Origin of the sequence: Streptomyces sp. NPDC023723 (assembly GCF_040639815.1) — a bacterium.
Taxonomy (GTDB): Bacteria; Actinomycetota; Actinomycetes; order Streptomycetales; family Streptomycetaceae; genus Streptomyces.
In genome coordinates, this window is record NZ_JBFAAP010000019.1 from 1 (window position 1) to 13,310 (window position 13,310).

At 72.0% G+C, this 13,310-nt stretch carries 9 protein-coding genes and 1 pseudogene; 5 read left to right on the plus strand and 5 right to left on the minus strand.

Annotated features, from left to right (window positions below):
• From AB0G32_RS20740 to AB0G32_RS20755, 4 genes are all read left to right on the plus strand, one after another.
• Positions 1-614 (plus strand): hypothetical protein (locus tag AB0G32_RS20740; protein WP_361164937.1); only part of this gene is annotated, 614 nt, incomplete at its 5' end.
• Positions 611-1,735: a phosphonopyruvate decarboxylase gene (gene aepY, locus AB0G32_RS20745; protein WP_361164940.1), complete on the plus strand. Its 1,125-nt coding sequence runs from the start codon at positions 611-613 to the stop codon at positions 1,733-1,735. The genes AB0G32_RS20740 and aepY, both read left to right, overlap by 4 nt.
• Positions 1,732-2,880, plus strand: coding sequence for a 2-aminoethylphosphonate aminotransferase (locus tag AB0G32_RS20750; RefSeq protein WP_361164943.1), 1,149 nt, complete (start codon positions 1,732-1,734; stop codon positions 2,878-2,880). The genes aepY and AB0G32_RS20750 overlap by 4 nt, the downstream gene beginning before the upstream one ends.
• Entirely contained in the window at positions 2,877-5,111 is a 2,235-nt protein-coding gene (locus AB0G32_RS20755; protein ID WP_361164945.1) for an FAD/NAD(P)-binding protein, read from the plus strand. The genes AB0G32_RS20750 and AB0G32_RS20755 overlap by 4 nt, the downstream gene beginning before the upstream one ends.
• Before the next feature lie 47 nt (positions 5,112-5,158).
• On the opposite strand, the gene AB0G32_RS20760 is transcribed toward AB0G32_RS20755, so the two are convergent.
• From AB0G32_RS20760 to AB0G32_RS20780, 5 genes are all read right to left on the minus strand, one after another.
• Entirely contained in the window at positions 5,159-6,751 is a 1,593-nt protein-coding gene (locus AB0G32_RS20760) for an MFS transporter (protein ID WP_361164946.1), read from the minus strand.
• 77 nt (positions 6,752-6,828) lie between these two features.
• Positions 6,829-7,731, minus strand: a complete 903-nt coding sequence (locus tag AB0G32_RS20765; protein WP_361164949.1) for a sterol desaturase family protein — start codon at positions 7,729-7,731, stop codon at positions 6,829-6,831.
• 110 nt (positions 7,732-7,841) lie between these two features.
• Complete coding sequence (locus AB0G32_RS20770; protein WP_361164952.1) at positions 7,842-8,624, minus strand: AfsR/SARP family transcriptional regulator; 783 nt, start codon at positions 8,622-8,624, stop codon at positions 7,842-7,844.
• A gap of 263 nt (positions 8,625-8,887) precedes the next feature.
• Positions 8,888-11,542, minus strand: a complete 2,655-nt coding sequence (locus tag AB0G32_RS20775) for a LuxR family transcriptional regulator (protein ID WP_361164954.1) — start codon at positions 11,540-11,542, stop codon at positions 8,888-8,890.
• 92 nt (positions 11,543-11,634) lie between these two features.
• Positions 11,635-12,270 (minus strand): lysophospholipid acyltransferase family protein, encoded by a 636-nt coding sequence (locus tag AB0G32_RS20780; RefSeq protein ID WP_361164956.1) that lies wholly within the window; start codon positions 12,268-12,270, stop codon positions 11,635-11,637.
• Between the two features lie 389 nt (positions 12,271-12,659).
• On the opposite strand from AB0G32_RS20780, the pseudogene AB0G32_RS20785 reads away from it, so the two are divergent.
• Positions 12,660-13,295, plus strand: a pseudogene (locus AB0G32_RS20785) (enoyl-CoA hydratase-related protein); the annotation flags it as partial.
• Positions 13,296-13,310 lie beyond the last annotated feature (15 nt).

Here is a 13,310-nt window from a genome sequence, read left to right on the forward strand (position 1 = left end):
CCCCGGGGCCGGGGACGACGACGGCCGACGCGCGGGGCCTGTCCGGGCTGCTGGCCGCCGCGCTGCGCGAGAGCGGGGTGCGGTCCGTCCTCGACACCTCCCGCGACGGCCGCACCGACACCGCGGCGGCCCTCGCCGACGTGCCCGCCGGTACCGCCGCGCGCACCCTGGTGCTGCCGGAGCGCGTGTTCGCCGACGCGGAGACGCTGCGCCGGCTGGTCACCGACCCCGCCGACATCTGCGTACTCGTCGACGTGACCGCGGCCGGGCCGGAGACGGACGCGGTCCCCGTGACGCTGGCCTCGGGGGCGGTCGGGGGCCGGCGGCTCGGACGCCACCTGGTGACCGCCCTGGGTGACGGGGCCGCTGGACCCGCGGTGTTCGCGCACGCGGCGGCCTTCTCCCGCGCCGCCTTCGCCGACCTGCGGCAGGCCGCCGAGAAACGGCGTTCCGGTGCGGCCGCCTCCGTTGCCCTGGCCGACCTGCTCGCCGATCTCGTCGCCGCCGGCCGGACCGTGCACGCGGTGACGACGGCCGGCGGCTGGACGGAGGTCCGCTCTCCGGACCACCTGCGGCAACTGGCAGCGCTGATGCCGGAGCAGGTGACGGCATGACCCGCGCCCTCGACCCCGGCAAGGTCGTCGGCATCCTGGACCGGGCGGGCTTCGGCCCGTTCACCGGGGTGCCCTGCTCCTACCTCGGCCCTGTCATCAGCTGCCTGCAACAGGAGATGCCGGACAGCTACCTCATCTCCGCCAACGAGGGGGAGGCCGTCGCTATGGCCGCGGGCGCCTGGCTGGCCGGGCGCCGTCCGGTGGTGATCCTTCAGAACTCCGGACTGGGCAACGCCGTCAACCCCCTCACCTCCCTGTGCCACACCCTGCGCGTGCCGGTGCTGCTCCTGGTGACCTGGCGCGGCGAACCCGGCGTCCCGGACGAACCGCAGCACCAGCTCATGGGCGGCATCACCCGCTCCCTGCTGACCGGCATGGAGATCCGCAACGAGCTCCTGCCGGACCGGGAGGAAGAACTGACCGCACGGCTGGCGGTCGCGGACGCGCACATGCGCGAGACGGGGCTGCCCTTCGCCTTCGTCGTCCCCAAGGGCGCCATCGCCCCCTGGCCGGCGGCACCGTGCGACACGGCGGACTCCCGCCCGGACAGCCGCCTGATGGCGCGCTCGGAGGCCATCGGGCACGTGATGCGGGCGGTCGGCGACCAGGCTCTGGTCGTCGCCACCACCGGCAAGACCGCGCGGGAACTGGAACGCGACTGGGACCGGTCGCAGAACCTGTACGTTGTCGGCTCCATGGGCTGCGCCTCCGCTGTGGCCCTCGGCGTCGCCCTGAACGCGCCCACCCGGCAGGTCGTCGTCCTCGACGGGGACGGCGCCGCCCTCATGCGCCTGGAGACCATGGCCACCATCGGCCGGACCGCCCCGCCGAACCTGCTGCACGTGCTGTTGGACAACGAGGCGTACGAGTCGACGGGCGGACAGCCCACCGGGTCGGCGGCGGTCGACTTCACGGAGATCGCCGCCGCGTCCGGCTACTGCTCGGCGACCGAGGTCACCGGCGAGCAGGGCCTGCGGGCGGCTCTCGCCGAGCAGCTGCGCCACCGCGGCCCCTCCCTGATCCGGGTCCGTATCCGCGCCCACTCCGACCCGCGCCTGGGCCGGCCCGCCCTGCCCCCGCCGGCGTCGGCCACTCGCTTCCGCACGGCGGTGACGGCATGACCACCTCCGCCTCCGCCGCCTCGCGCAGCTGGGTGCTGATGAACCCGGGGCCGGTGAACACCGTGCCGGAGGTGCGCGCCGCGCTCGGCGGCCCGGACCTGTGCCATCGCGAACCCGAGTTCACCGAGCTGATGAACGACGTCCGCCGCAAGGTCACCGCCCTGTGCGGTGGCACGGCCCGGCACACCTCCGTGGTGCTGACCGGTTCGGGCACGGCCGCGCTGGAAGCCGCCGTCGGCGTCGTCCCCCCGACGGGCGGCCTGCTCGTGGTGGACAACGGCCACTACGGACAGCGTCTGCACGACATCGCGGCGGCTCTCGGTGTCCGGTGCGTCAGGTTGGAGCTGGGCTGGGGCACGCCCGTCGACCCCGGCCGCGTCGAACGGGCACTCGCCGCGGACGCCTCCCTCACCCATGTCGCGCTCGTGCACCACGAGACCAGCACCGGCATGCTCAACGACGTCGCCGCGTCGGCCGCCGTCGCGCACCGCCACGGGCGCCAGGTCATCGTGGACGCCATCAGCAGCGTCGGTGCCGAGCCGGTCGACATCGCGGCGCACGGCATCGACTGGCTGGTGGGAACGGCGAACAAGTGCCTGGAGGGGATGCCCGGACTGTCGTTCGTCTGTGCCGCGCACACCGACTTCGCGGAGCTGGCGACCCGGGCCCCGCGCTCCTACTACCTCGACCTGGGACGGCACTACCAGGCCCAGCACACCGCGGGCGTCCCCGCCTTCACCCCGGCCGTTCCGGTCTTCCACGCCTTCGACAAGGCCCTGGACCTGGCGCTCGCGGAGGGCCCGGCGGCGCGCGGCGCCCGCTACCGCCGGCTGGCGGAACGACTGCGCGCCGGACTGACCGCGCTCGGCCTGCGCATCCTGATCCCGCCGCACCACCGCGCGGTCGGGCTCACCGCCGTCGCACTACCCGAGGGCCTGACCTTCGCACGACTGCACCAGGAACTGAAGGACGAGGGTTTCGTCGTGTACGCGGCGCAGGAACAGCTCGCCGGCGGCTATTTCCGGCTCTCCACCATGGGGGCCATGGACGCGGCGGACATCGACGCCTGCCTCGCCGTACTCGCCCGCGCCCTGCCGTCGGCGGGGGCCGGCGACCCGCCCCCCAGGACCACGGAGGCCAGATGACCGCGACCCGGGTCCACACGCTCGCCATCGTCGGCGGCGGCCCCCGCGCCACCTACGCCCTCGAACGGCTCTCCGCCGACCTCGACCGGCTCGGGCCGGACGGCCGGCTGCGCATCCATCTCTTCGAACGCTCCGGACACTTCGGCTCCGGGGAATCGCACAGCCCCACCCAGCCCACGACCAGCTTCCTGAACCGCATCACCAGCCAGGTGTCCTTTGCCGCCGACGAATCGGTGCGCGGTGCCCGGCGGCTGCGTCCCGCGCGGGAGCGGCCCACCCTGCACGAGTGGTGCCGGCGCAGGTTCGCCCGCACCGGCGAGCCGGACCTCGACCTCGGCCCCGACGACTGGCCCCGGCGCTACGTGCACGGTCTGGCCCTCCAGGACATGTTCCACGCCTACCTGCGCGACCTGCGCCGGCACCCCGGTGTCGAGGTGTACCTGCACCACGCGGAGGTGGCGGACATCCAGCCGCGGGGACGCCGGCTGCTGGTGCGGATCACCGACGGCCGCTGCTTCCCCGTCGACCAGGCCCTGATCGTCACCGGCCATACCCAGCACGACCCCCGGCGCACGCCCCGCACCGCCGAACTGCTGGCTCACGCCGAGCGCACCGCGTCGTCGTACGTGCCGTACGCCTACCCGCTGGACCGGACGCTGCGGGCCGCGGACACCGGGAGCGACCGGGTGGTCGGCGTCGCGGGTATGGGGCTGACCGCCATCGACGTGATCCTCCACCTCACCGAGGGCCGCGGCGGACGCTTCCTGCCCGATCCCGCGCACGGCTTGTGCTACGCGCCGAGCGGTGCCGAGCCCGCACGGCTGCTGGCCTTCAGCGAGAGCGGCCTGTTCACCTTCGCCCGGCCGGACAACCACAAGGAGGCCGACCCCGCCCGGCTGGAACACCAGGGGGTGTTCCTGACCACCGACGCCGTCGACCGGCTGCGCGCCGGCGTCGGTGTGCCCGGCGCGGACGGCTCGGGACCGCGCCGCCTCGACTTCGAACGGGACGTGCTGCCGCTCATCGTGCTGGAGATGGCCCACGTCCACTACACCACCCTGTTCGGACCGGGCACGGGTGCCTTCCTGGCCGCCCATACCGCCCTCGCCCACCGGGCGTTCCTGGCGGGCGGCCCTCCGCACGGCGACCGGCCGCACGATCCGACCCGGCTGCTGGCCCCGTTGGAGGCCGCGGTCGACGAGGTGGTCGAGGTGCTCGACTCGGTACTGGCCGGCCGGGTGTCCCAGGCCGACGCGGAGGCGGCCCAGGGGAACTGGCCGGTCGGGGCGGCTCTGCGCCGCTGGACGGACGTGGTCCTCGGGCCGGACAGCCCGCTGCCCGGCCCGGACACGGCGCGCCACTCGCCCTGGGCCCTGGAGACCGATCCCAAGGGCAATCGCTTCAGCTGGGAGCGCACCGTACGGCCCGTGCTTCCCTCCGCCGCCCCCACGCCTGAGGAATACCGGGCCCATGTGCTCGCCTTCATGGACCGCGACCAGCGGTGGGCCGCCCATGGCAACCTCGACAACCCGCACAAGGCCGCGGCCGACGGAGTGTGGCGGGACCTGCGCGCAGTGATCTCCTACGCGGTGGACGACGGCGGACTGACGGCCGACTCCCACCGGGACTTCCTGACCCGTTACGTACGCCTGCACAACCGGCTCGCCAACGGTGCCGCCGCCGAGGTGATGGCCCGTGTCCAAGCCCTGGTCCGGCACGGGCTGCTGCTGGTCGGCGCCGGTCAGGGCGCCGTGGTCACGCCCGATCCCGGCACCGGGCGGTTCCGCGTCGACGGTCCCGTCACCGGGGTGTCGTGCCCGGTGGACACGCTGGTGGACGCGCGCGTCCACCCCTTCGATCCGCGCCGCGACGCCGCCTCCCTCTTCCGCAACCTGCTGCGCCGGGGAACCGTGCGGCTGTGGCGGAACACCTCCGCCACGGGGGAGGACTTCGAGCCGGGCGGGCTGGACCTGGACGACCGGCACCGCCCCGTACGCTGCGACGGCTCGGTGGAGGAACGCGTCACCGTGCTCGGACCACCCGCCGAGGGCCGCAAGTCCTTCCTGCTCTCCGCCCTACGCCCCGACGCCGACCACTACCTGATGCGGGAGACCCTGACCTGGCTCGACGACTTCTGGAGCCGCTGGGAGACCGATATGCGAGGCGCCGGACACACGGCGGCCCGCGAGGCCGCTGCCCGGCCGGTCTCGCCGATGTCCGGCTGGCGGTGACCGGGACCCCGCGACGGGGTCCCGGTCACCGGGCGCGCGGACCGTCGTCACTCGGCGGTTCCCGACGCCCGCTCCCGCTCCGGCGTCGCGGCGTTCTCGGCACCGCCGTCGTGCGCTGCCCGGCCGGGCCGGCGCAGCAGCACCGCGCCCGCGGCGGCGGCCAGCAGGGCGAGGACGCCGGACAGGACGAGGGCGATGTGCAGGCCGGAGCCGAAGGAATCCCGGACGGCCCAGTGCGCCGGGCCGCCCAGCGCCCGCGGGGTGCTGCCGGTCACCGCCGAGCGCACGGCGTCCCGGAGCGCGTCCCCCTCCAGCCGCACACCCGCCTCGGCCAGCCGGTCCGGCAGCAGGGCCTCGACGCGGGCGGCGAGCACCGCCCCCAGCACGGCGGTGCCCAGGCTCCCGCCGACCTGCATCGCGGTCTGCTGGATGCCGCCGGCGATGCCGGAGTGCTGTACCGGCGCCTCGCGCACGATGAGATGAGTGGCAGCCACGATCACGGCGCTGAAGCCGACCCCCAGCAGCACCAGCCAGCACCGCGTCTCCACACCGACCGGGCCCGCCGTGACCGCGTGCGCGAGGCCGAGCGCGGCCAGGCCCGTGAGGCCCATGCCGGCCACCGCGGGCAGCGGTGCCCCGGTGCGGTGCATCAGCAGGCCGGTCCCCACCCCCGACGCGACCATGGCCAGGGTCAGCCACAGCACCAGCAGCCCGCAGTCCAGCGGCGACATGCCCAGGGCGTTCTGCAACTGGAAGGCGAGCAGGAAGGGCACGCCGAACAGCACGAAGGAGACCAGCGTCATCAGCAGCACGCCCGCGGCGAAACGGCGCACCCGGAACAGGGCGGGTGGTACCAGCGGTGTCCGCGCCCGCGACTCCCACCGGCAGAAGCCGACCCCCAGCACGACCGCACCGCCCAGCGACGACCAGGTCCGCACGTCGGCGAAGCCGTAGTCGGGTGCCTTGACCGCACCCCACACCAGGGCGAGCAGTGTGCCGGTCAGAAGCAGCACGGCGACCGGGTCGGTGTCCGGGGCCGTCCGGTCGGGCGGTGTCTCGCGCAGCACCAGCAGCCCCAGCCCGAAGGCGACGGCACCCAGCGGTACGTTGACGAAGAACACCGGACGCCAGTCGCCGTGCGCCACCAGCAGCCCCCCGACGACCGGACCCGCCGCGGTGGCCAGGCCCAGGGCGCCGCTGCGCAGCGCGATGGGAAGGTTCAGCCGGTCCGGCGGGAACGTGGTACGCAGCAGGGCCAGTGTCGGCGGCTGCATCAGCGCGCCGAACAGCCCCTGCACCACTCTCAGTGCGATGACCCAGGTGACATCCGTCGCCAGACCGATCGCGGCCGACGACACCACGAAGCCGGCGGTGCCAGCCAGGAACGTCCGCCGGTGCCCGAACCGGTCCCCCACCCGGCCCGCGATGACGAGCGAGGAGGCGAGGGCCAGTAGATAACTGGCCGTCACCCACTGGATGTCGCCGATGCCGGCGTCGAGCCGGTCCCGCATGACGGGCTGCGCGACGGCCACGACGGTGCTGTCCAGGGAGACCGTCATGGCGCCCAGGGCGAGCGTGACGAGCGTGAGCCAGGCGTGGCCGCGCGGGCCACTGCCACTGGAGGGGACGGGTGTGGTCATCCTCGGTCCTTCTCGGTCTGTCACGGTCCTCGAATGCAGGAGGGACCCGGCCCGACGGGCCGGGTCCCTCCTGGTGGTCAGGCGGTGGTGCGCCGCGCGGGTTCCGGCCGGCGCGGGCCGGGCGCGCGCCGGGCACCGGGGTGCCAGCCGGGCGGTCCGAAGACGTATCCGGCACGGTCGTGCCAGGACGTTGCGTTACGCACGTCGCGGAACATCTGGACGAACTCGTGCAGCTGGATCCGCCAGACGCTGTGCGTGGTGACCGGCTTCGTCAGACCGTAGGTGGGACGGTGCAGTTCGGGCTGGAAGGTGCCGAACATCCGGTCCCAGACGATGAGGATGCTGCCGTAGTTCTTGTCCAGGTACTCCGGGTCGCTGCCGTGGTGCACCCGGTGGTGGGAGGGCGTCACGAACACCGCCTCGATGGGGCGTGGCAGGGTGCCGATCTTCTCCGTGTGCGCGAACAGCCCGTACAGCAGGTGAACCGAGTGCATCGTGAAGACCAGCGCTGGCGGCACGCCCAGCAGCGGCAGCGGCAGCCACATCAATTTCTCGAACCACTGTGCCCACTTGCGTCGCAGGGCAACGGAGACGTTGAAGTACTGGCTGGAGTGATGCACCTGGTGGCCGGCCCACAGCAGCCGGATGCGGTGGGTCATGCGGTGGTAGACGTAGATGGTGAGATCGACCCCGAAGAACAGGGCCACCCACGTGTACCAGGCGTCCGCGGGCAGCTGGAACGGGGCGACGTAGACGTACAGCCAGGCGTAGAAGACCAGCGCCCCCGTGCGCAGCACACTGGAGATGACCAGGGCGCCCATCCCGGTCAGTATGTTGGCCCAGGTGTCCGCGCTGCTGTAGCGTTCGACGTCCTCGCTGTCGCAACGAATGGCGATGAATTCCACGACGATGATCAGTACGACCGCCGGCAGGGCGTAGAATATGGGGTCGTGGAGTCTTTCTGAGAGATGCGAAAGCATGAAGTGGCCCTTATTTCGAGTGACTTCCGACAGAAATCCGGTAGGCGGGCTTCTCGGGGAGCCTAACAGTGCGGAATTCGAGTCCCGCTTAAGCGCTGCCTAATCGTCGGTCAGCGAGTGCCCGACAGCAACGCGGCGTCGTCCAGCTCCGGGTTCCGGGAGAGGATGGACCTCTGGAGCTGCTGTATGTGCTCCCCGGGCTCCATGCCGAGTTCGCGCACCAGAGCGAGGCGGATCACACGGTAGACGTCCAGCGACTCGGCGACCCGACCGCTGCGGTACAGGGCGAGCATCAGGTGCCCGTGCGCCGCCTCCCAGGTGGGGTACTGGTCGATCAGCCCGTACAACTCGCCGATGACGTGAGAATGCTGGCCCAGCGCGAGCTGGATGCCGATCCGCTGGTCCAGTGCGTCGATCCGCCGCTCGTCCAACTGGCGTGCCAGGGCGTCGAATGGGACCGAGCCACGCAGGTCGGCCAAGGCGGGACCGCGCCACAGCGCGCAGGCTTCCTGCAAGTGAGCCAGCGCCTCGTGCGAACGGCTGTCGGACACCGCGGTCCGGGCGCGCCGGACCAGGCCGTCGAACACCTGGAGGTCCAGCTCGCCGGGTTCCAGGGCGAGTGAGTAGCCGTGCGGCATGGTCACCAGCCGGTGGGCCAGACCGGCATGCTCGTCGAGGTGCTTGCGCAGCTTGGACACATAGACCTGGAGCGCCGTACGCGCGGTGCGCGGCGGAGCCCCGTTCCACAGCGCGTCCACCAGGCTCTTCCGGGAGACGGCTTTCCCCGCGTGCCCGGCCAGAAAACCCAGGACGGCCCTGACCTTGGCCGGCTGGGGCGTGATGACCCGCCCGGATACGACTGTTTCGACCGGCCCCAGAATTCCGAACTGCACGTGGCATCCCCCCGTGACTTCCGTGTGCGACCTGTGCTCCGCCCAGGGCCTCCGCAGTGACGCCCCGGCCTGTTCGACAATGCGAGAGAACTCAATCCCCTGACAACCCCTAACAGCACCCTTAAAAGGAGGCTGGGGTGGCAGGCGCCGCGAATAAGGGTTCATCGGCCTCGCATGACAGAGTTATGTTCGGAACGGCTTTTCGGTGATTCAGGGCATCACCGAAAAGCCGTCCACGGAGAATCGCCCGACAATGCGGCCGCTCAGTGCACCGTCAACTGCGCGCCCAGCCTCGACAGCAGGTCCGGTCGCCCGCGCACGCCGAGCTTCTGGTAGGAGCGCGTCAGATGCTGCTCCACCGTGCTCATCGTCACGAACAGGCGGGCGGCGATCTCGCGATTGGTGTGCCCCCGCACAGCCAACCGGGCGACGCGCTGCTCGGCCGGGCTGAGCACGTCGAACGAAGCACGCTCCGCGGCGCCGTCACCCAACCCTCCGGGGTACAGGACGACCGGCTGAAGGGGATGACGCGCTGCCTCGGACACGGCCGTCTCCAGGCAGTCCATCAGCCGCTGGGCCCGGCGCCGTTCGGCCGGCGCGCGACGCCCGTCCGCCCCGTACTCCCATTCGGTCGTGAGAAGAGCGCGGGCCCCGGCGAGGTCGCCGAGCCCCGCCAGCGCCTCCGCGGCGTACAGGCGCCAGGGCACCGACCGAAGGTCGGCCAGGTTCGCCGCCGTCATCACTTCGCGACAGGCGTAGAAGTCACCGAGAGCGGCGTGGTGGCGCCCCTCCGTCAGATGGCGGCGGCCACGAGCCTGTAGGTAGTGCAAGCCGGGCAGGGAACCGAACATCTCGGGGGGCACCGGGACCGCGAAGCAGGCGTCCGCCCCCCGGCGGTCCCCGGCAGCGAGCCGGGAGAGCGCCTGCACGGCCAGCGGTATGCCGATGGTGACACCCCAGGCCGCCGGGGTGAGCAGGGAGAGCGCCGTCCCGGCCCGTTCCCCGGCCAACTCGAAGTTCTCCCGCCGGCACTCCACCGCGGCGCTCGCCGCCAGGAAGAGGGCGCGTGCCGTCCGCGGCTGGTTGGGCAGTTTGTCGATCAGCACCTCGCACCAGGCGGCGGCCCGGTCGAGCCGGGCGTGGTCGAACAGCACGGTGAGCCCCGCCAGGGCGGAGGCCGTGCGAGGACCGTGCATGACCGTGCTCTGCAGCAGGCTCTCGGCGACGGCCACCGCGCCCGTCGCCGGATCACTCGCGCTGCGGGCGTCCGGCGGCCCGGCGCTCACCGCGTCCGGCCGGGTGCCCGCGATCGTCTCGTCCAGCGGCGGCGGATCAGCGGGTTCGTGGCCGTCCTCGATCCGCGCCCCGGCCGCCGGGTAGGCGTACCGCAGCCAGGCCCGTACGGACGGCAGGTGGGAACGCTGGCTGTCCGACAGCCGGTCGCCCGCGGCGGACAGGTCCGCGAGCACGTCGGCCGCGGTCTCCGGGCGGCCGTGCCACAGCAGGAACCCGGCCAGCAGCAGCCCGTGCCGCGGCTCCAACCGATCGGTGCCATGGTCGTGGATCAGCCCGGTGAGGTGTCCCAGGACGAGAGAAGGGTCGGCGTCCCATTCGGTCCTGGCGAGTTCGGCTCGTACCGCGGCACGCTGTTCACCGGTGCGGCAGGCGGTGCGGGCGGCGTGGAGACAGGCGACCGCTCCCCGCACGTCGCCGCCGCGCAGCGCGTGTTCGGCGGCGTCCGACAGGACCGGCAGGGCCCAGCTCTCGGCGGCCGAGGTGCCCGCCGCGACCAGCAGGGAGGCCACCGCCGGCGCCGGCGCCCCTTCCTCGTACAACAGCCAGGCGGCCCGGCGCCGCAGGTCCACCCGGTCCGCCGTGGACATCTCCTCAAGGACGGCGGCCCGGGTGGCCTCGAACTGGAGTCGGCCGCCCCAGGTCAGGCCGACAGCGTCCAGTGTGCTCAGCGTTTGGGCAGCCGTGCCGCTCGGCAGCGCCAGCAGCCGGTCCAGCCGGCCCGGCGTCGCCTCGGTGGCCAGCAGGGCGAGCCCCCGGGCGACCTGCGGCATCGGCTTTTCCAGCCGGTTGAGCAGATAGCGCACGGCGAGACGGAAGTTGGCCCCTGCCACCGGGGTGACGCCGCGGCCGGGCCGCTCCGCACTGCCGTCGTCCACTCTGCCGTCGTCCACCCGGTCGTCGTCCTCCAGGAGGGCCCGCAGCAACAACGGGTTGCCGCCGGACGCCCGGTGGCAGCTCGCGGCCCGGCGGTCGACGGTGCCCGGGGGCGTGTGCGGCGCGATCTCCACCCTCGTGCGCTGCGCGGAGAACGGCGTCAGGTGGATCAGTGAACACGCCGGGTTACCGAAAAACTCGGAGGTGAGCGGCGAGGACATCTGGGGCAGCACATGGCCGTCGCTCAGCACGACCAGCATGCGTGACATGGCCGCACGTCGCACCAGGTACAGCAGGCAGAACAGCGACGCGGCGTCGCTCTCGTGGATGTCGTCGACGGTGATGAGGAGCGGTGCCCGCTCGGTCAGGCCGCGTACGACCCGGTGGACGCCCTCGACGATGGGGGCCGTGACGGAGGTGTGGCTGGGCATCGTCCACTCCTCGGGGTGCAGCGTGATGGCGGACGACAGCAGCCCGTCCAGGTCCGGGGAGCGCGAGGAGGATGACCCCACCGCTCCGAGCAACTGCCCGATGACACCCATCGGCAGGGATTTCTCCGCCCGTGAGGCCACTGCCGACAGCACCACCGCGCCCGCCCCGGCGGCATGCGTCTGCACCTGCCGGATCAATGCGCTCTTTCCCATGCCGGGCGCACCGACGGCAAGCGCCGCCCGCCCGCCGCCCGTATACGCCTGAGCGAACAGTTCCTCCAGCGCACTTCGGCTGCGTTCACGCTCCACCAGATCCACTACGTTTCCCGTTCTCTCACACGACGTCTGAGTGTGTGTGTCTCCTTCGGCCTGCCCGGCAGGCCATGGCGGACTTGCCCGCGCACCGGACCTCAGCCGGGGCTCGGCGATGGCTGTTGCTCCTCCCCCCGGACCTCCACCAGAAGATCCGTGATCGCCGCCATGATCCGCGCACTGGCCTCCCGCAGGACCGGCACCGTGAGTTCCGCACCGTAGAGGTCGGACAGATCGACCGGCGGCCCGGCCGCGACGATCAGCGCGGTGCGCGGGAACGGCCGGAACCGTCGACGGCTCCTGCCGTCGGGCGGGACGATCTCGTGCGCGCCCCACTGCGCCACCGGTACGACCGGCGCCCCCGTCGTCAGAGCGAGTCGGGCGGTACCGGTCTTGGCCCGGCCGGGCCACAGGTCCGCGGTGGCGTTCAAGGTGCCTTCGGGGTAGATGGCGACACAGCGTCCGCGCTCCAGCGCCTCGACGGCCGCGTGCAAGGCGTCCGCCGCCCGGTGGCTGCCGCGTTCCACGGGAATCTGCCCGGTCGCCCGAAGAATTCCACCCAGTACCGGAACATCGAACAGTGAGCTTTTGATCAGGAATCTCGGCGGTAATCCATTGTTGTACTGGAAATGGCCGTAGGCCAATGGGTCGAGATATGAGGTGTGATTGATCGCGGTGATGTATCCACTTTCTCGGGGCAGATTATGGGCGCCCCGCCAGTCCCTTCGGGCCACGATGCACAGAAACGTCCGTACGATCGCAGCGATGAGCCCGTATATGTACCCAGCGTTTTTCCGGCGCGTTGTTGCAAAGCCCATCGACTCGCCCCCCACTGTCCGTCGACAACCTGCCAGAGCTTGCCTTGAGGTGTCCCACCAGTCAAGGACCTCAAAACGTGAGGGAAATTTGAGGAAGGGCAAAACGCTCAAAGCAAACAGGCGCCGTTACCAGATCGGCCGCTCGCCCGGGTTCAACATCTGCGCTGCTGTCCCTTCCCTTGGTGAGATTTTTGCCTCGGGGTCGCCGTTCCCCCCTCCACCGCTTAAGCGCCTGTTTGGAGGCGGTGCGGTCATTGCTTAACCGCTGCGTGCTTGTATGTCGCCACCACGTCGAAGGAGCCGCCATGCCCACACTCAAGCTGCGCGACGACATCTTCGTCCTCGATCTCGGCAACACGGAGAACCGTTTCGATCCCGCATTCATCGGCGCCGTGCATGACGCTCTCGACCAGGTCGAGAAGGCCGAGGGGCCCCGGGCCCTGATGACCACCGCGACGGGCCGGTTCTATTCCAACGGCGCGGACCTCACCTGGCTGGCTGCCGACGGAGAGCGCTGGGAGGAGTGCATGGCCTCCCTCCAGCGCCTCTTCGCCCGTGTGCTCGCTCTTCCGGTGATCACGGTGGCCGCCGTTCAGGGGCACGCCTTCGCCGCCGGCGCTCTGTTCACCCTCGCCCACGACTTCCGTGTCATGCGCGCCGACCGCGGTTTCTGGTGCCTGCCGGAGATCGACATCGGCATCCCCCTGACCCGCGGCATGGCCACCCTCGTCCAGGCCCGGCTCAGCCCGCAGGCCGCCCATGAGGCCTTGATCAGCGGCCGTCGCTACGGCGGCGCCGACGCCGCGGCCGCGGCTGTCGTCGACCACGCCGTCGCCGCGGACGCGGTGCACCCGACGGCCTTCGCCATCGCGCGGGCCGGCGCTGCCAAGGCAGGCCCCACTCTGCACACCGTCAAGCGGCGCATGTACGCCACCGCCCTCCAGCTCCTGACGGCC

Excerpts from the sequence above, each read along its gene's own strand:
- AB0G32_RS20765 (WP_361164949.1), bottom strand. The coding sequence starts at position 7,731 with ATGCTTTCGCATCTCTCAGAAAGACTCCACGACCCCATATTCTACGCC.
- AB0G32_RS20750 (WP_361164943.1), top strand. The coding sequence starts at position 1,732 with ATGACCACCTCCGCCTCCGCCGCCTCGCGCAGCTGGGTGCTGATGAAC.
- AB0G32_RS20760 (WP_361164946.1), bottom strand. The coding sequence starts at position 6,751 with ATGACCACACCCGTCCCCTCCAGTGGCAGTGGCCCGCGCGGCCACGCC.
- aepY (WP_361164940.1), top strand. The coding sequence starts at position 611 with ATGACCCGCGCCCTCGACCCCGGCAAGGTCGTCGGCATCCTGGACCGG.
- AB0G32_RS20755 (WP_361164945.1), top strand. The coding sequence starts at position 2,877 with ATGACCGCGACCCGGGTCCACACGCTCGCCATCGTCGGCGGCGGCCCC.